Annotated in this window: 13 protein-coding genes; 6 read left to right on the top strand and 7 right to left on the bottom strand. The window is 52.6% G+C overall.

Going from position 1 to position 20,719, the window contains the following annotated elements; genetic code table 11:
* Nucleotides 1-293: 293 nt before the first annotated feature.
* Complete coding sequence (locus SH287x_RS11740; RefSeq protein WP_479514501.1) at nucleotides 294-1,604, top strand: TCR/Tet family MFS transporter; 1,311 nt, start codon at nucleotides 294-296, stop codon at nucleotides 1,602-1,604.
* Between the two features lie 220 nt (nucleotides 1,605-1,824).
* Here the strand turns inward: SH287x_RS11740 and SH287x_RS11735 are convergent, their stop codons facing one another.
* The 5 genes from SH287x_RS11735 to SH287x_RS11715 form a co-directional block, all read right to left on the bottom strand.
* Nucleotides 1,825-5,163 carry a WD40 repeat domain-containing protein gene (locus SH287x_RS11735; protein ID WP_479514500.1) on the bottom strand — a complete coding sequence of 1,113 codons (3,339 nt, stop codon included), beginning with the start codon at nucleotides 5,161-5,163 and terminating at the stop codon, nucleotides 1,825-1,827.
* A 253-nt stretch (nucleotides 5,164-5,416) separates the two neighbouring features.
* Nucleotides 5,417-6,601, bottom strand: a complete 1,185-nt coding sequence (locus SH287x_RS11730; RefSeq protein WP_479514499.1) for an iron-containing alcohol dehydrogenase — start codon at nucleotides 6,599-6,601, stop codon at nucleotides 5,417-5,419.
* Between the two features lie 127 nt (nucleotides 6,602-6,728).
* On the bottom strand, nucleotides 6,729-8,111 hold the full coding sequence (locus tag SH287x_RS11725) for a SpoIID/LytB domain-containing protein (protein ID WP_479514498.1): 1,383 nt from the start codon (nucleotides 8,109-8,111) through the stop codon (nucleotides 6,729-6,731).
* Nucleotides 8,112-8,373: 262 nt separating this feature from the next.
* Nucleotides 8,374-9,729, bottom strand: a complete 1,356-nt coding sequence (locus SH287x_RS11720) for a tetratricopeptide repeat protein (protein WP_479514497.1) — start codon at nucleotides 9,727-9,729, stop codon at nucleotides 8,374-8,376.
* A gap of 635 nt (nucleotides 9,730-10,364) precedes the next feature.
* Complete coding sequence (locus SH287x_RS11715; protein WP_479514496.1) at nucleotides 10,365-11,390, bottom strand: alpha/beta hydrolase; 1,026 nt, start codon at nucleotides 11,388-11,390, stop codon at nucleotides 10,365-10,367.
* Nucleotides 11,391-12,020: 630 nt separating this feature from the next.
* Between SH287x_RS11715 and SH287x_RS11710 the strand changes: the two genes are divergently transcribed.
* Together SH287x_RS11710 and SH287x_RS11705 are read left to right on the top strand one after the other, a co-directional pair.
* Nucleotides 12,021-13,538 (top strand): carboxypeptidase M32, encoded by a 1,518-nt coding sequence (locus SH287x_RS11710; protein ID WP_479514495.1) that lies wholly within the window; start codon nucleotides 12,021-12,023, stop codon nucleotides 13,536-13,538.
* A 65-nt stretch (nucleotides 13,539-13,603) separates the two neighbouring features.
* Nucleotides 13,604-14,131 (top strand): TlpA family protein disulfide reductase, encoded by a 528-nt coding sequence (locus tag SH287x_RS11705; protein ID WP_479514494.1) that lies wholly within the window; start codon nucleotides 13,604-13,606, stop codon nucleotides 14,129-14,131.
* 111 nt (nucleotides 14,132-14,242) lie between these two features.
* On the opposite strand, the gene epmA is transcribed toward SH287x_RS11705, so the two are convergent.
* On the bottom strand, nucleotides 14,243-15,328 hold the full coding sequence (gene epmA, locus SH287x_RS11700) for an EF-P lysine aminoacylase EpmA (protein ID WP_479514493.1): 1,086 nt from the start codon (nucleotides 15,326-15,328) through the stop codon (nucleotides 14,243-14,245).
* 441 nt (nucleotides 15,329-15,769) lie between these two features.
* On the opposite strand from epmA, the gene SH287x_RS11695 reads away from it, so the two are divergent.
* From SH287x_RS11695 to SH287x_RS11685, 3 genes are all read left to right on the top strand, one after another.
* A complete protein-coding gene (locus tag SH287x_RS11695; protein WP_479514492.1) occupies nucleotides 15,770-16,438 on the top strand; it encodes a penicillin-binding protein activator LpoB in 669 nt (222 codons plus the stop codon).
* Between the two features lie 101 nt (nucleotides 16,439-16,539).
* Complete coding sequence (locus SH287x_RS11690; protein WP_479514491.1) at nucleotides 16,540-18,024, top strand: COG3014 family protein; 1,485 nt, start codon at nucleotides 16,540-16,542, stop codon at nucleotides 18,022-18,024.
* A 126-nt stretch (nucleotides 18,025-18,150) separates the two neighbouring features.
* On the top strand, nucleotides 18,151-18,462 hold the full coding sequence (locus tag SH287x_RS11685) for a MazG nucleotide pyrophosphohydrolase domain-containing protein (protein ID WP_479518702.1): 312 nt from the start codon (nucleotides 18,151-18,153) through the stop codon (nucleotides 18,460-18,462).
* A gap of 152 nt (nucleotides 18,463-18,614) precedes the next feature.
* Here SH287x_RS11685 and SH287x_RS11680 read toward each other — a convergent pair whose 3' ends face one another.
* A complete protein-coding gene (locus SH287x_RS11680; RefSeq protein WP_479514490.1) occupies nucleotides 18,615-20,522 on the bottom strand; it encodes an ArnT family glycosyltransferase in 1,908 nt (635 codons plus the stop codon).
* Between the last annotated feature and the right edge of the window lie 197 nt (nucleotides 20,523-20,719).

Here is a 20,719-nt window from a genome sequence, read left to right as displayed (position 1 = left end):
AATCCATCGCTTCAACGGTTTCACATAATGAAGTGAAGTTTGCCGACCGACCGACATCCTCACGGGTGATCGGTTGACCGGGATGAAGCACTCTTCTCTGCGCGGTATTCCAAACCCGTCTTGAGGAAGATCACGTCTATGGTAACGGTCATAACGGTGGTGACTGACAATTCCTCAAAGTCAGCCAGGCTCTCTTTACCCGCTAATGCGTTGTCACTTAAAAGGACTGGGAAGCAAGTTCATCCCTAAAACGCTATACAGTCATTGATTGTCTCGCGTGAAGTGACACCGAGATGACCATGGGATCTTTGAAATCCCCCCTTCAGCCCAGCCTTTGGAAAACCTGCGCACGGATGGATACATCGATGGTTTCCACTTCCCGAAACACAGCCGCCATCGGTTTTATCCTGTTGACGCTGCTATTGGATGTGCTCGGGATTGGTCTGATTATTCCGGTTCTTCCTGATTTGGTGGAATTACTGTCAAATGGAAACCAAAGTCGCGCCACGCTCTGGTACGGCGGTCTGATCACGGCTTATGCCCTGATGCAATTCCTGTTTGCTCCGCTGATCGGTGCCCTTTCTGATCGCTATGGTCGACGTCCTGTCCTGTTGGTGAGCATTGCCGTATTGGGGGCTGATTTTCTGCTGACAGCGTTTGCCCCGAATCTCTGGTGGCTGCTATTCGCGAGGATTCTTTCAGGCATGACCTCAGCGAACATCACGGCTGCGAATGCCTACATTGCCGACATCAGTGACGACACCACGCGAGTCCGGAATTTTGGTCTGGCAGGGGCCATGTTTGGATTGGGCTTTGTGCTGGGGCCGGTTTTAGGAGGGTTAGCGGGAGCGATCAGTCCCCGGTTCCCCTTCATGCTGGCGGCTGGCCTTTCTGCCATCAATTTTTGTTACGGCTGGTTGGTTCTTCCCGAGTCTCTTCCCAAGGAAAAACGACACTGGCCCGAAACGGCGTCACTCCTTCCCGGACGGGCGTTTCAAGTGCTACAGCATGACCGCATGATTCTGGGCCTCTCCCTGGCGTTTTTCTGTGCCAGTTTTGCAGAAATGACGCTTCGCTCGACATGGATCCTGTTTACGAAAAAGGCGTTCCACTGGGACTCACTTCAGAATGGAATCGCCCTGTCTGTTGTTGGCGTGATGACAGCTCTGGTGCAGGCCACGCTTTTAAGACGAGTCTCCTCACGAATCGGGGAACGAGCCACATTACTGCTGGGGTTAATGATTTCCATCATTTCGTATCTCTGCTACGCCTTCGCAACCGAGGGCTGGATGATGTACGGGATTATTGTGCTGAGTGCACTGGGTGGAATGGCAGGGCCGGCGGCTCAATCCATCGTGGCCCGTCGCGTTGCCCCATCAAATCAAGGGCGAGTTCAAGGGGCTTTAGCGAGTATCTCCAGCCTGACAGCGATTATCGCTCCTCCCATCGCAACGGGAGCCTTCTGGCTATTCACAGAATCAGGGCAAACGTTCTATTTCCCTGGAGTTTCATTTCTTTTGGGCAGCCTGATGGTGACGGCCGCATTTTTCATCTCACTTCGGGCAACCGCAATACACTCTCATACGCATTCCCATTTGAAATAGCGCTCTTCGTGCCATGCTTGCGGCTTTGAGCAAACATGCTCTTTGAATTGATGGACGATCGGCGTCAAAGGAGCATCCGGCATGCTCACTCAGAGCCGTGAGCATAGCACGAAGGCACTCGATCTCATCTCCGGGCCAGTCGTGTGCAGAAGCCCTGCACACCAGAAATCACAAATGAAAACATTGCCGGCTGGATGGCATCTCAGCAATATCAATGGGGTTAAGGAATCTCGTTGGACAGGTCATACTGAGAGATGACCCCTGACCCACTGAAGACGACCAGTTTTGGCTCATTCGGATGCCAGGCAATTTCCGAAAACGAACGAATGCCAGGCAATGACTTCCATTTCGCTGGAGAGCTTGAGCGGTTAAGAATCAAAATTTCCGCTTTCGCCTGAATCGCAGGGAACTCCCGAACCACCGCCCATTGTTTCCCTCCTGCGGAGATCTCTAATCGGCCATAAGGCGATTGGATTGGTGAAGGGACAGAGAAGAGAGAGGTGCGTCTGGTGGCATCGTATTCGGTGATGACTTTATCTGTCGCGATTACCAGACGATTTGATCCTGAATGGAATGCCAGCTTTAAGACGTTTCCTTCTTTTACGCGAATCACTCCCAGTTGTTTTCCATTCGTGAGATCAAAAATCGCCACTTCGCTGGGTGAGATCCCAATCGCACCGCGTCGGCTATCTGGCGAGATAGCCAGCGGAGTTTCGTATCGCATCGCCGGCTTCATGGCATTGGGCACTTGAATGAGAATCTTTAGCTCATTCGCCGAAATGCTTGTCAAAATCACTTCACTGAGATTTTGAATGTTCAAGAGATATCGGCCATCAGGACTTAATTTTCCTTCGACCAGGCCATCAAGGTTAGGCACTGCTTTGCGCCACACTTCACTGCCGACCGCACGCGAAACTTCAACTCCGGCAAAGACCGTCACTTCCCCTCCTTTACCGACAGCCAGGTCATAGAGGTGATATGAGGTGGGAAACGCGAGGTTGGTCTCTGGTTTCCCTGTTTTCATGTCGAAGGTTCGCAGCCCACCTCCACGGTTCACCGCAAAGACTCGCCCCGTCAGAGCGAAGTATTTGACATGTCCCGGAACAAGCCCAAAGGCTCGCCAGGAGAGTGTGGGATACTTCACGTCTTCAATCGCGTCATTCCATTCCGCGAGTGAGGAAAACTCTTCGTCGCTGGACAATTCCATCGTCACGCCCAATGAACGCCACAAGCTCTTTCGTGTCGCCTCATCGGGAAGATCTCCAATTTTAGCCTCCGCGATCTTGGCCAACGTGCAGTAAGTCAGAGTGATGTAATCATCTGGCTTTAAGCGACGCAGGGCCTCTAAAGGCCGATCTAATGATTTGGCGTCAATTCCACAGGCGGCTTGCCAGCGTTCAGGCTCAAGGCTCATTGAACAACGATAAACACGACAAGCCATCGCTTCGCCAACATCGCCCGGAAATTGCTTCTTGAGTCTTTCGGCAAACTTGGCGGGGCCGGTCGGGTCATTGCTCCAGCGCTGCATGAGATAGAGCGAAGCGGTATCAATCATATCCAGAGTAAAGTATTCTGTCTGACAACCCGCCATCGCGGCTTCGATGATGGAATCCGAAGTCATCGGTGCGGTCACAGCCAATGTTAACTTCATCAAGGCGGTGTAAGGAGGATTGCTATTCTGGGGAGATTTAGCCAGTGATTGGCTTGCTAGCGACATTAAGTCAATAAACTTGTCGTGATATTCATTGATAACCCGTGGTTCAGTTTTGGATCTGCGCGCCTTCCAGGCGTGATCAATCAGAACGTGAGTTCTTCCCGGATGAACATGGAGTGAATTCGGATACTCCTTCTCGTATAGATCCAGGAGTTCCAGTTGGCTGACCGGATCAGGAGCGTAGGGAACCAGAAATCCGTTGTAAACCGCACCAATCATAGGAGTCCCGAAGCCAAACATGGCTTTCGATTCATGGAGCTTTTGTGCCAAAGTTTCGATTTGGCCAAACTCTTTTTGTTTGAACAGCCAGCGGATCTTCTGGGTCAGAATCTTTTCCTGAGTGCCAGGAGGAAAGAGCTTGAAGGCTTCTTCTGTCATGTAAGGCTGCCCGGGAACAAAATAGAGTTCCTCGTTCTCACGAACGGTTTTGAGTAGCCTCATCGTGTCGACATCGGAAGGGTCTTCCATGCGACACATCAGTCGTGAACCAGCCTTCCAGGGACAGGGGCCACAGTCATACCACCGATCTTTGGAACGTAGCAGTTCCCGATGAAGAACCTGTGACATCCTTTGCTGAGAATCCTCACCAGAGGATTCCGAAGTGACATAGTAGAACAGACCGGCAACTTTGGCATCCGCTGAAACGAAGCTTCGATCTGATTCAACAGGCTTCAAGACCCAGGATCCCTCCATATAAGGAGGGGCGCCCGGAATGGCGAATTTACTGATTTCCAATTGCCGGGAGGTCACTGGGGCATTGGGGTCAACCTTGGGGGCTGGCTTGGTAACGACCTTGTAGTTTTCCGGCTTCAGGTTCAGCTTCCCACCCAGAAGGGCTTCAGGAGCTTCGGATGAAGGTAGCAGTTCCTTCAGATCCCACAGTTCCACCGACCGATCATTGCTGCGCACAGCAAAGACACATTCTTTACCATGGAAAATATATTCTTGAATCTTTGCGGGAAGCCCTGTGATCTCGCCTGCTGGAGACTCAGAAACCATATCCCAGATGATCGCTGGTGTGTTCGGCTTCTGATGCTCAGTCGCCAGGCAGATGGCGTATCGTCCGTCATAAGAGGATTGGACGACAAACCGATCCATCCCGGAAACTCGAGTCTGGTGAGGACTGTGAATCAACGGTGATCGAAAAGGAATCAGGATGCCACGATCGAACGCTGCAATCGATACGGTCTGATTGTCTGCTACTGACAAATTGCTGAAGGTTCGCGGTTGATCGGTAAACTTCTTTCCCATGAAAAGCTGGTTGTCCTTCAGGCCCGTGGGAGGCAATATATTCTGCTCTTTCGGCCCGCCATAAAACGCGTAACTGCCGCGATCAACATGAACGAGCGATGTCAGCGGCCCTTGATATTTTCTTTTCAGCAAAACTTCTGACGAACGAACATTGAGCACTTCGATTTCTTTGGCGGCGATGGTCACACCCTGAAAAAAGGCTCCTTGTCCGAGATGGGTGATTGAACCTTTGCAAATAGTCTTTGCAACCGCCTTCTTCGTTTGCAGGTCAAAAACCTGAACACTGGAGTCACGACAAGCCACGGCCAGGTAAAGATCAATATCATTGATACTCATTGCTACAATGGGCGAATCCAGCTTCGGCCACGGAGTCCCAACCTCTTTCCCTGCAAAATTCCACCAGTGCACACTGCCATCCGTATGGCCTGTTGCCAGCTCTTTGCCTCTTCTCTTGATGGCCAGGCACGAAATGGGCGATGGAGCCTCTATCACCGTAATCTTACGGGCATCTGCCGCCTCAATAGTGATATGACCTATTCCCAGCCAGGGAACCAACATTGTTACTAGCAGGAGTTTCTGGCAGTTAGATATCATTGATGTCTTCTCCCCAGACAGACGAATGCAATGTGAGCAAAATGATTCGTGCGAAGAGCGATCTTGTGCTGCGTGACAGCCATCTCCTGTTCAGCTTCAGGCTGCGGCAGCCATTGGAGCATTTGAAAACAGTATCTGGGATAATTCAAGCATCTCTATTTATTTAGAACGCCTGACAAAACCGGTTGTGCCTGTTGGGAAACGTTGAATGCTTCGTCAATTCCCACTGCATCAGAGGTTTTGTTAGAGTTTTTTAGTGTAAATTTGTCAGCCATTCTTCTATCTCACGCGGAGTGACGGCTCGCGGGTTGCCTGAAAGGCTGTTTCCCTGAGAAAGTTGTGCCAGTAAGGGAAGATGATCCGCAGTCACTCCCAATTCGCTGAGCCGACCGGGAATCTCGCATCGCTGGATGAGTCGTGAAACCCGTTCTGTCAATTCATGAGCAGCGGTCGCGGGATTGGAGCCAGTAGCCACACCAGCCGCCAAGGATAACTGGGCAAGTGACTCACGGCTGACGCTTTGATTCATCGTCAGAGCATGCGGCAACATGACAGCACAGGCCTTGCCATGAGCAATGGGATAGACCGCACCTAAAGCAGCAGCCACAGCATGAGCGATCCCCAATCCCGAATTCGCCAGAGCCACGCCCGATAGATATGCCGCCGATTGCATGGCTCCTCGAGCGGCAAGATCATCAGGGTGGTCGAGCAATCTTTCCAGTGCAGGCAATCCCCAGGCCAGTCCCTGAGCTGCCAGCATACTGCTATATGGGGTTCGTTTACTGCTGATGCCACTCTCGATCAGTTGAGTGATGGCATCAAGCCCCGCCCAAAGCGTGACATCGCGCGAGAGTCCCAGTGTCCACTCAGGATCGAGAAACACAGCTTGAGCATAGAGTTCATCAGATCGAAAGCTCTTTTTGAAAGGGAGTCCCGCACTTCCTTCATCGGAGGAAATCACCGCATTGCGTGTGGCTTCAGCCCCTGTCCCCGAAGTGGTCGGCATCGCCATCCATCGCAATGGCGATTCAACCAGAGATGCTCCCGTTCCAACACCCTCCAGATAATTGCGGCATGATTGAACCTGACTCTGACTGGCCAAACCACAGGCGGCTTTCACCAGATCCATCGCTGAGCCACCACCAACAACCAGAACAAGATCGTCCGGGCCAGCAGCATGGTCGCGGAAAGTTTGTGCCAGCGTATCGGCATCGCGAATCTGTGGTTCACGCGAAGGAAGAGTCAGATCACTGACGACAGGGATCACTCGGCTCAGACTGGCCAGCCAGTCCTGATAGAGCGGTTGTTTTGCAAGTGTGCGGCTGCCGGTCAGCACAAACAATCGGCTGGCTTTTCCCTGAACAAAAGCAGACACCTCATGCCGCACTCCTGCACCAAAACGGACATGCCGCGGGCCACTGACCTGCCACGATTTCATGAGAACGTTCCTGTCGACCGCTGTTAATTCAAATTTGAGTCTCTCACCTCTTTAACCTTGACGGTCGTTACAGAAAGGTGAAATGTCAAATGATGGCGGAAGCACAGGTCGTTGAGGAGTGAAAAGTTTACCGGGCTGCCACATTCGGGGCTTCAGCAGCGTGCAGTGGCTGTGACTGATATCGCGAAACCTCGGCTCCCGGATAGTAATGTTGCACAATGCCGCGGGCATTCATGCCAGTTTCTGCCAGGCCTCGGGCGCCCCACTGGCAGAAGCCCACACAATGACCACTTCCCTGCCCTTCGATTTCAACCTGGTGGTCAGTCAGTCTGATTGAGAATTGCGGACTGGCCAATTCTTTGGTGCCCAGAAGTCGCCGAAGTTCTGTTGAGGAAACCTGCTGAAAATTTCGCCCATCGGTCAGAGTAAACTGAGGAGCTTTCCCCGCATCCTGTTGACGCATGCGGATTGTCATCAGTGATGCCAGGGCAGGCTGGGAAGTCGAAGCGGGCGCGAGCTTGGCCAGCATGTCATTAGTGGGGATCTGCATTTGCCATCGGTAAAGTGGAGCGTTGCGACAGCCTTCGCAACTCACGCTTTTCAAGCAGGGAGCAGTTCGTTGAGACATGGTCGCCCCATCAAGAGTTCTGCCTCCGCAAACAGCGGAGTAATAACTGGTGAAAATCTGTCCCTGGCAAGTGGCCACCAGATGAGCTGTCCGTTGAGCTGCTGCCGTACCGGCGGCAGTCTCGCCCTTTAATCGCTGGCCACGAGCATCAAGATACTCGGCGCCCAGATATTTCTGACTGCGCGTTGTGCCATAGACATCAAACAACGCTGCGGGATGAACTGACTTATGACGGGCAATGGCATAGGTTCGGGCGATAATCGCCTGAGCATCACGGGCTTCCTGTGGGAAAGAAGCCGGCATTTCGCTGTCGACGACCGAGGCGACATAACTTTCAAGGGGAACATGGTTCACGAGCGTGAAGGTCGGTCGAAGTTTGAAACCTTCTTCATTACGCGTGCGATGAACGCTCAAAAAACCTTTGTATAAACTTCCCCCGAAGCCAATCAGTCCCTGACTTTGAGGAATGACCTTGATCGACGAATAATCCAGCAGGTGCGGGCCAACCCTCAGACCTGTGGGCGTCGCTGCAATTTCAGCCGCTCGGAGCATGGCCCCCTGGGCAATCGGCCGCGATGTGACCGCGTCTTGAATCACGTAGGGTGACGCGCATTGAATCGTCCCAGTGGAAAGCAGGCCTTCATGCAGCACGACACGGATTGTCTGCGGAGGGAAGCGAGAGAGATTTGCCGTGCCACTGTTAACTCCTGCTCCCAGAGTCGATTGACTGCGGGTGACATCCACAGGCCCAAGTGGTCTGAGATCTGGCGTGCGGCTGCGGGTTTGCTGCAAGCCAATAAAAAATGCCAGCAGAAAAAGTCCAGGGATGATCAGGAGAACCGTACCTGACGTATCCCGTCTTCGTTGTGATTGGGCCAGCATAGCGCTTCCTTGCGCGATCAGTGAAAGTCAGAGACGTTTATCGAGTGGCTTCATCGGGAAGCGATAACGTACGACGAATCCAAAGGATATGGGGACTCCTCTGATCAGGCCAGAGGAGTTTGCGGCTTGCTTCTCTGGGTATGGTTGCAGCAATGAAGCGGCTCAAATTTAGGGCAGAATCAAGGCTCGGCAATAAAAAAAGCCCGCCGAACCAGAAACTGGCAGGCGAGCCTTTTTTATAGGACTGCAAAACGCGACGAAATTAATCGTTACGCAGTTTGAGATTGTGTTCAGTCAACTGGGCGCGAATTTCGTTGAGTGAAGTCACACCGAAGTTTTTCGTCGCAAGCAGTTCGTCAGCACTGCGCTGGACCAGTTCTGCCAGCGATCCAATTTGCAGACGGGCCATACATTTACGGGCACGTACCGACAGGTTGAGGTCGGAAACAGGACGGCTGAGCAGAGCCTGCTCTTGCGGTGAAAGATCGTTGCCAATTGGTGCGAAAGCGGCAGCAGGAGCACCACTCCATGCGGCATCGCGTGGCTTGGAAGGCTGAAGGTTCTGTCCGACTTTCAACCCGTGTTGCTGCATCAGATCACGGATTTCGACCAGAGAGGTCTCGCCAAAATTCTTACCTTGGAGCAAGTCGCTTTCGCTCACGCGGGTGAGATCACCCAACGAGTGAATATCCATACTGGCCAGGCAGTTGCGGCTGCGTACCGACAACTCAAAGTCAGTGACCGGCCGGCTGAGCAACTGAGACAGACGGGCTTCATTTCGAGCCATATCGTCGTCGTAGTACATTTCCTGCGTGGCTTCAATATCCTTCATATACATGCGGGCACGTGCATGATTCGGATCAAAGGCCAAAACACGACGGAAACAGAAAGCCGCAGAGGCGTAATTGCCACGGTCTTCGTACAGCAGGCCCAGATTCAGCATCGCTCCCAAATGGTAAGGAGGACGGGAAAGAGCTTGCTCGTACAGGCGAATCGCCTCGGTGTCATTACCGTAGAGGGCATTTTGTTCAGCCAGACGGAAGAGAGCCTGACTGTGGTGAGGATCCATATCCACGGCGCGTTCAAAGTATTCAATCGCTCCGTAAGTATCACCACGATCAGACAGAATTGATCCCATCTGGAAGGAATACTCAGCTCGCCGTGCCCCTTCAGTCCCTGACTGACGAACGGCTTTCTCCGCTTCGTCCAGACGCCCTGCCAAACGCAGTGCACCGGCTCTTTTCAGCGTAGAATCGACAGGATCATATCCTGCCTTGGCGGCTGCTTCAAATTTTTCTGCAGCAGCATCAAACTGTTCAAGAGCCGACAAAACATGACCATGGGCATAAAGTGCCAGTGGTTCAGTCGTCAGTTTTGAGAGGATACTGTCAGCAATTGCGTGCTGACCCAGCAACCAGGCGCCAATCCCTGCACGGGAAGCGGGGCCGACATCGGTCTTGCCAGCTTCCACGTCACGAATAATCGTTTCGATTTCGACTCGCGTTGTCGCGACCTGATCACCAGAAATCGCACGGCGCAATTGCGCCAGGTCGTCAGCGGTCAGGGAGTTTTTGCCTTGCAGAATTGCACGAACGTCAACCGGTTCCAAAGACTTCAAGGTCGCCTCGCACTCTTTCGCGTTGAATCTGAAATGTGGCAAACTTTTGCCAACTTCTAAGAATAAGCAATTTTGACAGTCTACTGCAACCGAGACAGCTTAATGTCTCTGATTTGTTGTCACCACAGGGGGATTTCAAATATACAGAGAGCCACGCAGCATGATCTGAAAAAATTGTCTTGCCAAAGTATCCAAATAACAGATATTCCGGCGATTCTTCAAATCATCCGAATGGACTTCACTTCAAATGGGCCGCCAGATGGGATCTGGCTTGATGTGAAATTCGGCAAAATGGAGTGACTTGGTATGAAGTGTCCGCGTTGCAAAACTTCCGATGTTTACCGCAGCCGATCAGGGAAAAATGGAATTCTTTCCATCATGACCACGATGGTTCGCTGCCACCGATGCTGCCATCTGTTTCGGGTAGGCCCCTGGGCACACATCCCTGAGACGCCACCTGTCGAAGAATCAAGCGGTGCGGGGAACGCGTTTAAAAGACGGGCAGCCTGAACAAAAACGACTCAGCAAAAAGCCATGCTTGCCCAGAGCTGCGGCAAGCATGGTACAAAAGAGCGACACTTGAGGGTGAAATGCGTATCAGCCGTGAGGTGATTTCCGCAAAGCCTGCTCGTAAGTTATTTTTTCCTGGAAACATTCGTTGAAGAAGCCGGCTTGGCAGGTTGTGAAGCACCAACAACCTTCGGCTCACGGATCGTCACTTCCTGTTTTGAACCGGGTTGAACCACATCCGACCACAGCCAGCGACTGGCATCAGGAAAGATGACGCCGCCAAAGTTCCCGTTATGTGGCCCTTTTCCTTCCACAATCTTGTAATCGTAGTCCTTAAATTTGAATGAACTGGCCATCTGCTTGTTGGCCAGAAACCAGTTTCCGTGCTGGTTGTCGACATCAAACTCATTCGCTTGAAGGAAAACCTTGATCGGCTTTTTGTCGGTTTTACGGATCACTGTGGGGTAGACATAACCGCCACGAATGTCTGTGAAGCTTCCCACCTGAGTCATAACCTTGCGGAAGCTGTCAGGACGCTCCCAGGCGACGGTGAAGGCACAGATCCCGCCCGAGGAAATACCGCAGATCGCCCGCTGATTGGGATCATCAGTGATGTTGTACTTCGCCTTGACTCGTGGCAGGACATCCTCATGCAGGAATTTTGAGTATTTGTCCCCCAACGTGTCATATTCCACGCTGCGATTATCGGTCTTCCAGGGTGTTTCCGGGAGCTTTCCCTTATTGCCGGGATTGATAAACACCCCGATGATGGGCGGCAGCTGCCTGGTATGAATGAGATTGTCGAACACAACCGGGACGCGAAAATCCCCCTTCTCTCCCAGATAGGTATGCCCGTCCTGAAACACCATCAAGGCGGTGGGCTTGCCATCATATTGCGCCGGCACATAGATCGCGCATTCGCGGAATGTTCCCGGATAAACCTTGCTGTCATTAAGCTCGAATTTTTCAATCTTCCCCTGAGGCACCCCCTCTTTGCGCTGCGAGTCCGGGCCATGTTCGTATTTCAATGGCTCCTCAGCCTGAACTGCCAGTGAGAACGGAGTCAGGCACAGGCCGAGCGCCATCGCAGACACCGCGTGACCAAACCGCCGCGCCAGATGACCCCAGGTACGATTGGACAAAATTTTCATCGATGAACCTCATTGCGAATGCTGTTTGTCTGTGATGTCTCGTCAGTCATGCCGACTCAGTCATGTCGGCTCAAAGTGATTGAACCGGCGGGTGCTTGCTTCTCTCAGGATTTTGCATCAGTTCATGTCAATGTTCTCAGAGCCTGTCCGGAAAAAACTCCCTCGCCCGCTTGCGGGAGAGGGCCGGGGTGAGGGCAATTCTTCCGTGTTTCTGATGGCAATGCACAATCCTTATGCCGAGAGTATCGTGCTCCAGTTCTTCCAGCCTGCGTCCCCCATCTCCCTGAGGACGAAGGGGGCGAAAGTTTCAGGGAAGACTCTCAGCAGCATGAGAAATTTGCCCTCGACTTTCCAGAAAGAAATGCCATTTCTCATTCTCCCGCTGCCACCTGCCTTTAACGATTCCCGCAGGGAAAATTGCTCGTTTTGAAATCTGACAAGTCGTCCTGATTCTTTCACTCACTTGACGATTGCTCATGACCTTCAAACGATAAGGGCCAATCATTGTTTTGAAAAAGCCGAATTGCTGAACACTTCAAACCAGGTGTTCATCCAGAAATACCGGCTGAAGATGCCGACACCACCCGCTTGCAAACACACGACACACGACAAACGACATAAGGATGATTCATGTCGAGCACTCCCGCGATTTATGACGAACTTTGCCAGCGACTCAAAGAGGTGGCCGTCCTGGGGTCATGTAATGCGGTTCTGAGTTGGGATGAACAGACGGGAATGCCGCCGGGCGGTTCAGCACATCGTGCCGATCAGGTGGGGCTGATTGCGGGACTGATCCACGAACGGTCGACTCATCCCCGGATTGGCGAACTTCTGGAGTATTTGGCCGGTGTCGCTGATCTGGGAGAAGAAGACTCGATTCAAGTGGCGAATGTGCGGGAAGCCCGACGAGCTTATGACCGTTCGCGAAAACTCCCTCGTCGTTTGGTTGAAGAGCTTTCCCGCACCACCAGCCTCGCCCAGCAGGCCTGGATCAAAGCCAGAAAGGACAATGATTTCCCCGGATTTCTCCCCTGGCTGGAAAAGATGATCGGCCTCAAACGCGAAGAGGCTGAAGCTGTTGGTTATGGCAACGGACACCTTTATGATGCGTTGCTCGACGAATATGAACCCGGTGCCACAGCGGCATCAATCCAGACGGTCTTCAGTGCCTTGCGCCCCCGTCTGGTTAACCTGATTTCTCGTGTGGGAGAGTCCAAAACCAAACTCAGCACCGAGATTGTCGACCGTCATTATCCCAAGGCAGCGCAAAAGGTCTTTGCAGACGCCGCCGCCCGTTCGATCGGATTTGACTTTGAACGAGGGCGGCTTGATGAATCCGCTCATCCGTTTTGTTCTGGTGTGGGGCCGGGCGATGTCCGCCTGACAACTCGTTTTCTTGACCATCACCTGAATTCAGCGTTCTTCGGTGTCCTGCACGAAGCCGGTCACGGCATCTACGAGCAGGGCCTTCCTGAAGATCAATTCGGCCTGGGGTGCGGAAGTGCCTGCTCACTCGGGATTCATGAATCTCAGTCGCGGCTGTGGGAAAACTTTGTCGGTCGCAGTCGGGCCTTTTGGGATTACTTCTATCCCAGCGCACAGCAGGCATTCCCGGCCTCACTGAAAGATGTCAGCCAGTCCGATTTCTATCACGCAATCAACGTGGTTCAACCGTCATTCATTCGCGTAGAAGCCGACGAAGCCACTTACAACTTGCATATTATGATGCGGTTTGAGTTGGAACTGAAACTCATCACAGGCGAACTGGCTCCGAAAGATCTGCCAGCTGTCTGGAATAGTTCCTTCCAGCGGGACTTTGCGGTAACGCCACCGAATGATACCCAGGGGTGCCTTCAGGACATCCATTGGAGCGCGGGGCTTTTTGGCTATTTTCCCACATATGCTCTTGGCAACATCTACGCTGGTATGCTGTTTGAAGCGGCTTCAAAAGATCTGGGCAACCTTTCATCCCGGTTTGCGAAAGGTGATTTCTTGCCACTCAAGCGTTGGCTGGGTGACAAAGTCCATCAGTACGGCCGCCGGTATTCAGCAACCGATCTGATTCTGAAGGCAACAGGCGAGCCTATATCCCACGAGCCTCTGATGCGTCATCTCGAACAGAAGTATGCCGAGTTATATCAATTGTAGCCTTAACGGTTCGTGGATGTTGTGTCACTTTTACCAACCGATTTCTGCGTGAAAGCTCCCCAGCGATGACCGATAAAAAGCGTCAGTTTCTCTATGCTTTGTTTGCCGTCGTCGTGGCAAGCGTCGTCTTTACACGCTGGTATTTTCCTGGAGGAGAATCGGGAACGTTTGGCCCGCAAGGAGCGCTTCCTTCATTCCGTCAGGAAGGCTGGATCAATGGCCCTGGCCCTACGGTTGATGAACTCAAGGGAAAGATTGTTGTCATCGACCTGTGGGCCTTCTGGTGCGGCCCCTGCCGGGCGGCAGTGCCCGACATGCTGAAGCTCTACAAGACCTACGGCCCCCAGGGAGTTGTCTTTCTGGGAGCAACTAACCACGGAGTTGATGATCTGGCCAAGAGCCAGGCTTTTGTGAAAGAGACAGGGATTCCGTGGCCGAATGCCTATGGAACCGAGCAGTTTTTTGACGATCTGGTGATCGAGGGAATTCCGACCCTGCTGCTGGTCGATGCTCAAGGCCAGATTGTCTGGCGCGGGCACGATCCTGAGCGACTGGAATCGGCAATGAACAAAGTCCTGTCCGCTAAAAACTAAGATCTCTCATGACTCCTGGCGGCATCCTTCGTACGCTTCGGTAAAACTTGGCTCATGCCATCGCCGTCAGCAAGGAAAGCCGCCCCTATGATTTCCAGTAGCAAAGAGGGGTCAGGCGCGATCCCAGGCAAAGCTCAATACCTGCGAAACCTGATCGGCTCCCAAAGCCAGCATGACCAGACGATCAAACCCTAACGCCACGCCCGTGCAGGGGGGGAAGTTCTGCACCATCGCAGACATCAACTGTTGTGGCGCCACCAGCTCAGGAAGCTGGGCTGCTTCACGAAGTCGAGTTTGCTTCTGCGCACGGTGTGCCAGTTCCACGGGGTCGGTCAGTTCGTGATACCCATTGCATAACTCGACACCATCGATATACAGCTCGAATCGATTCGCCACTTCAGGGCCAGCGGGATAAAGAGCACGGGTTGTGGCCAGTGCCGCTTGCGATGCGGGATAGTCCATTAGGAAGGTGGGCCGTTCATATCCCAATTTTGGTTCGATGTAAGTTGTTAATAAAAAATTCAACCAGCCATCACGGTCATCTTCTGAAAGGTCTGGAGTCGGAATTTCTCGAGACTGGGCCAACCGTACCAATTCATTTGTGGGCGTTTCCAGAACTGAAACTCCCAGATGTTGTTCAAAAGCCGCCTGATAAGTCATGCGTTCAAAAGGGAGCGAAGGCAGCAGCTTTCCGTGGGATGCAGGCGTTTGGGTGTCACCAATCCTATGCGAAGCCAGAATTCGCAACCGAGCCGCATCGGCGAAAAAACTTCGGACAAAGTTTTCCACAAACTGGATTTGATCAGCCAGCTCATCATGCGGCTTGTACCACTCCAGCATCGTGAATTCCGGGTTATGAAGCCGCCCGACTTCCCCTTTCCGAAAGACATGGCTGAACTGATAAATGGCCCCGGAGCCATCGGCCAGTAATCGCTTCATATGCGCTTCAGGAGAGGTTTGCAGGAAGTGCTTATCACCGAGAACCTCCTCCTCCCTGGTCTCCTTTTCGTTGGCGACCTGATTCTCAAGCGTGAACGGATCGACCCACGAGTCAATGACGATCTCTCGCGAAAGAATCGGGGTAGTTACTTCCCAATAGCCCGCCGTTTCAAAAAACAGCCGTGTGGCAGCCACAAGTTTGGCCCGTTGCTTCAACACAGCCATTGACGCCGACGAGTGTTGATAATCATCCAACACGGGAAAACATCCTCTCGAGTCTGGTTTTCTCTGCTTTTTGGTAACTCAGAGGGCACGCGTTGTGTCAACTCTGGCTCCTGTCGGCCGGATTGTATCAAACCTGAGAGCCTCTCGCTTCGTCTTGTGTTGAAAGACCGGCAGATCTGGCCGATTAACCCGACGGGATCAAAAATCTCCGTCCAGGAAGATGCCCTCATTCAGCAAGCGGACAGATCTTGCGTGAACAGAAGATGGCCAATGGGTTTGCGCGAATTCAATCAGAGAAACAGGCTCAAACCATCGGCACAAAACGCCGCAACTTTATCAAGCGGAGAGAATGGTCTCTCTTTGGCAACGTAATGAGCCGAGTTAAAACGGACGTACGCCTGATGAATGACTCCCGATCGATCCCCGAGTGATGACAACGCCTGCGTGGCTGTCGAGCACGGAAAGAGGTTTGCGATGGAACGCCGAACATTTCTTCATACCGGATGCTGGTCATTGGCACTGCTGACACTGGCAGCCACGGGGTGTCGTGGCAAACAGGTCGCTCATGTGCTCACTGAAGATGATAAAGATATGGTGGGGAGCCATACCGCTGGTGCAGAAACCTGGGAACCTTTGATTCAGGAATCCGTGGGGAGCCTGTTAGGACGCCAGCATGTTGTCGTCCAGACGACAGGTGGCGAAATGGCGTTACCCCTCAGGAAGCGGATCTGTTTTGCAGGAGTCGAGAACAAGAGCGCCGAAGAAATTGGCGACTTTAAAGCCCAGATCTATCAAAAAGTTGACACCTGTATTAATGCCTCCGAAGCATTTGAAGTCATCAATCAACGATATGTCGAAGCCGGTTTGCGTCAGTGTGGCCTGCGTCCCGATGACCTCTTCGTTCCCAATAGCCGTCGGCAGTTTGTGGCCACCATGGAGAAACTGGAGCAGCCTTTTGACTTCCTGTTATTCGCAACCATCACCTCAGGAACGACTAAAAGCAACGAGAAAAACTATCAGCGGGATTACCTGCTGACGTTGGAACTGGTCAATCTGATCGATGGAACGGCAGACAAAGAGTCTGCTGAAATCCGAAAAGGTTATCACAAGTCTCGCCTCGGCCAGGTCAAGCATTACGGCTAACACCACCCCAGCTTTTCAAGCTCGCATGACACTCTTGTGCTGCCGCCATCGAGTTACTGAGATGATAAGCACCACTCCTTCCAATTTTTGCTGACGCCGCCATGCTTGCACGTCACTTATCGCGATTGCTGCTGTTCGTCACGCTGGCCGTGCCGTTTTTTGCCGTTGTGTTGATGCCGGGATGTGCATCGCATTTCAGCCGAACAGTCGCCGTGCGGGACGCGTTTTATACAAACGATCTGCAAGGGGCACTCACTGAACTGGAGAAGCACAAAGACCGCCGGCTTCGCAATCAGGACGTGAAACAGCTTGACCGTGCGATGATTGAACTGGCGAAAGGTGATCCTCAAGCATCTGAGCGCCTGCTGCGGGAAGTACGCGATCAATTCGATAAGAACGAAGAGGTCTCGCTGGCCGAAGAGGCCGGCATGCTGCTGGCTGATGGAAACGTCCGCGCCTATGCCGGCGAAGACTATGAGAAGGTGCTGATCCGCACTTTTCTCGCACTCAGCAATCTGATGCGAACGGGAGACGATGCAGGAGCCTATGCGCTCCAGGCCACTGACAAGCAGCAAGAGATCATTCAGCGAGTATCCGCTCGCACTGAAGCAAAAGAGGAAGAAATTCTCGCGTACAAACAGGTCGCCATCGGGCCTTATATTCGGGCCATGCTGGCAGAAGAATCACCATTAACACTTGATGATGCGGCTCGTGCCCGTGTGCAGGTTGCTAACTGGGCACCTGATTTCCGTGATGCAAAAGCGGATCTTCAAAGAGCACAATTCGAGTCCCCTCATCGTCCCGGCGAAGGGACGTTATATGTTTTTGCGATGGTGGGGCGCGGCCCGGTCAAAGAGGAAGTGGCGGAGATCGCCACACAAGCCTCTCTCCTCATTGCTGATCGAATTCTTTCCAATAACTCGGATCGAGGATTACCACCAACGCTGGCTCCTGTGAAAGTGCCCAAGATTCGGACATTTTCACCAACCTTCGACAATGTGGCTCTTTCTGTTGATGGCAAAGAACTGGGAAAAACAGCGACATTACTCGATGTCGGAGAAATGGCCGAGCGCCAGTCTCAAGCTCACTTTCCACGTTTGATCGCCGAAGCGGTGGCGCGTCGTGTCGTCAAAAAAGGCGTCATCTATGCGGCGAAGGAAGGGGTCGATGCCTCTCCCTGGTCAGCTGCCAGTGTGGGGCTGAATGTTCTGGGCGTGGCCTGGGAAGCGACAGAAACTGCTGATACACGTTGCTGGTCGCTGCTTCCCGATCAGATTCAAGTCCTGCGGGTGCAATTGCCCGTGGGTGAGCATCAGATCGCCCTGCATGCATCTCGCGGAGGAAACGCAGTGGGGCCATCCGCCAGCACCAGAGTGACAATCACTCAGGGCCGGAATACCTATGCCATGGGCTTCTTTCCGGATCAACGGCCAGTCGGCGAGATTCTGGTCAGCCAGCGTGTCTCCCCTGTCGGTTCAGATGACATGCTGGAAGACTCCGACAGTCGTCTCGAATTGACGGTTCCAGAACCACGCGCATCCAGTGGCATCTCTCATGGGGCGGTTCTACGAGTCGGGATTCAATAATCATTCCGTAAAGAGTGGCTCGGGGAAGGTGCAATTTTGGACAAGACAGAAGATCTGAGTGCCGATCACGCGACGAATGACAAGCCGGTTGCTGGATCGACGCATTCAGATCGGATCACTCCAGAGATGGCATTAACATTACCGCAGCTTCAAACTCTGATCCGGGAAATGTTCGGCAGCAAAGATGCCTCTCGCGGTGTCGCCGGGACATTCATGTGGTTCATGGAAGAGGTGGGAGAACTGTCAGCTTCCCTTCGACAAGGAGAAGCTGACCGGGAAAATCTGGAACTGGAATTCGCGGATGTCCTGGCGTGGCTCGTCACTTTGGCAAACATCTCAAAAGTCGATCTGGAAGCTGCCGTTCGTAAGAAATATGTCAAAGGCTGCCCACGCTGTGCGGCCAACCCGTGCCATTGCCCGGCATCCCAAAAGCCATAGCGGTCTACCTACTCGGCGACATGTTGATGCATTGTGGATTTATAGAAAAACGTGCTTCTATAGCCAATCAGCAGGGCAAGCTGGGACAGCAGATTTCAGAACAGCAGCAGAATAGCAAAAAGTATTGAGCTGCCGCGATCATCATCAGCACCTCAGGAAGGATTCGCCTTGGGTGCAGAATCGATGGCCTCGCGTAGGGTTTGAATCGCCTGTTCAAACGCAGTGACTCTCTCTGGAGTATTAAGTCGGTAGAGAAAGAGGGAATCTCCCGCGCGAGCATCAGGTTCCCAGTTTCGGAATTTCTGATAGGGATCATTCCCAAGGAGATAGAGGCCCTGAAGTTGCGAAAGCGAAATCGCGAGAAGGTCGTATTCTTGGGGCGAATCAGTCAGTTCGGGAATCACGTCTCCCTCATAGCCATAAGCCGCAGGGATCGCAGTACCAAAATACTGCAATGCCGGCTTCTTCGGTTTGATATGGGCCAATTCCTGCATCAACGCGGGCAGATCCTGTCCCCAATCAAGATTGGAGTCGACAAGCAGCTTCCATCCATTCCGGGAGCCGCCGCTCATCTGGTTGAAATAAGAAAGATAGCGAGGATGAACAGCCGCATGGCTCCCGACTTGCCCTCCTAGCAAGAGTATGGCAGGGACAATCAGCCAGCAAGATGAAAGATGGCTTTTTGAGAGCCGGTTCCAAAGACGGTCATAGGCACTGCACCCCAGCAGGAAAATCATGGGATAAAGCACCAGTACATAACGATGACCGATATTGATTCGAGCGGAGAGCAGCAGCCCGCTGATAACCACGAGAGAAAGCAGGAGGCACTGATCATCACAACCAAGCTTGTTCCATGCTGTGACGGGATGGCGCAAACTGGTAAGCAGGCAGATCACTAGAAATAGCATCACCAACAATTCGGCTGGCGTGCTTTTAAAGAGAATCGTGCAGGGGAAATAAATCTTCCACCCTGCCTGCGAAATCGACCCCATCAGAAAGCTGGGATGTCCTCCCTGGTTGTGTAAATATTGAAAGAGAATGCCGCTCAATGGAGCAGGCCGATAGAGTTTTTCATGTGCCAGATCCATGGCCCAGTCAGCCCATGGCCCACGCCCTAGAATTTTGACCCAGGGAGAGTCATCAGGAGTGGCAGCCAGCGGGACGTTTTTCAGTGGCCCGGTAAATGAGAGTCCGTGGATCAGCCAGCAAACGGCAAACGCAATCAACATCAGTAGTACGAAGCGTGCGATCGATGACTTCAGGCTTTGGTAAAGACGCGACAGCCATGACCCCGTCGGAAAGTCTTTGATCTGAGGAGATGATTCGGACAAAACTTGTTCTTCGGTCGAAATGGGATTTTCAGGAGTGGCTGGAACAGTGGCTTTGTAATCCCGCTGGAAGAACATTAACCCAATCACTGGAAGCATAAAAACGCCAGAGTATTTAGCTGACAGGACAGCCCCTAAAGCCAATGCCAGCATGAAAAACCGCGGCCAGGAGGGGGCTTTCAAATAGTAGGCCAGCACTAAAATCGACAGTAACGCAAAAAAAGTAAAACCGAGATCAGTGGTGGCCAAAGCGGCATGGGCGGTGACGGTGGGTGAAAGTGACGTAAAAAGCACACCCATGGCAGCCATCGATGGCCCAAAGCGGTACATGAGCCAGCCGTAAACTAAAAGTAATAAAGAAACGCCCATCAGGAGCGTGTTAAGTTGCCGGGGTCCTTGAATCAGAGACTTATCTTGTGGCTGTCCCTTCCAGACTTCTTTTCGATACTCTCTGGGTTGGAAACTCAGAGGAAGAAAATAAGTGAGGCTAATGGGAAGTGGAGCCACTCCTTCGGCTGGCAGCATGGGATCGATTCTGCCCTGTGACACGCTGCGCAGGCCGCAGTTGAGATAAAACGTTTCATCAAACGTAATGCTGGTGGTCTGCTGCACGCGATGGCACGACCAGAGCAAAACAAGAATGGCCACTCCCAGTGCGGTGTACGACAAAAGGCGTGCCCATGGTGATGTCTGTGGTGCCTCAAGAGGATTGGTGGGGGCCAGAATGCTCATGAGCGACCAATGGTTCTTACAAAAGGATCTGCGATCAGCATCATCGTCGATCTGAGAAAAATGAGACGTGATGTCATCTTGGTCAAAGAGTCTGTCACAACTCAGTGAGAGTATTCCTTTTCTCGTGTGTTGTCGCCACATTGAGAATCTGGATTTCAGACGTGGTCACGTCTTGCACATTTTCTACGGCCTTGATG

Source organism: Planctopirus sp. SH287, from assembly GCF_056500625.1.
The sequence above is the reverse complement of the archived record's forward strand: the minus strand, read 5'-3'. Positions and strand labels throughout refer to the sequence as shown.

Coding starts and splice junctions, on each gene's coding strand:
- SH287x_RS11685 (WP_479518702.1), top strand. CDS start 18,151: ATGGCATTAACATTACCGCAGCTTCAAACTCTGATCCGGGAAATGTTC.
- SH287x_RS11730 (WP_479514499.1), bottom strand. CDS start 6,601: ATGAAATCGTGGCAGGTCAGTGGCCCGCGGCATGTCCGTTTTGGTGCA.
- SH287x_RS11740 (WP_479514501.1), top strand. CDS start 294: ATGACCATGGGATCTTTGAAATCCCCCCTTCAGCCCAGCCTTTGGAAA.
- SH287x_RS11695 (WP_479514492.1), top strand. CDS start 15,770: ATGGAACGCCGAACATTTCTTCATACCGGATGCTGGTCATTGGCACTG.
- SH287x_RS11680 (WP_479514490.1), bottom strand. CDS start 20,522: ATGAGCATTCTGGCCCCCACCAATCCTCTTGAGGCACCACAGACATCA.
- SH287x_RS11715 (WP_479514496.1), bottom strand. CDS start 11,390: ATGAAAATTTTGTCCAATCGTACCTGGGGTCATCTGGCGCGGCGGTTT.
- SH287x_RS11725 (WP_479514498.1), bottom strand. CDS start 8,111: ATGCTGGCCCAATCACAACGAAGACGGGATACGTCAGGTACGGTTCTC.
- SH287x_RS11690 (WP_479514491.1), top strand. CDS start 16,540: ATGCTTGCACGTCACTTATCGCGATTGCTGCTGTTCGTCACGCTGGCC.
- SH287x_RS11735 (WP_479514500.1), bottom strand. CDS start 5,163: ATGATATCTAACTGCCAGAAACTCCTGCTAGTAACAATGTTGGTTCCC.
- SH287x_RS11710 (WP_479514495.1), top strand. CDS start 12,021: ATGTCGAGCACTCCCGCGATTTATGACGAACTTTGCCAGCGACTCAAA.
- SH287x_RS11705 (WP_479514494.1), top strand. CDS start 13,604: ATGACCGATAAAAAGCGTCAGTTTCTCTATGCTTTGTTTGCCGTCGTC.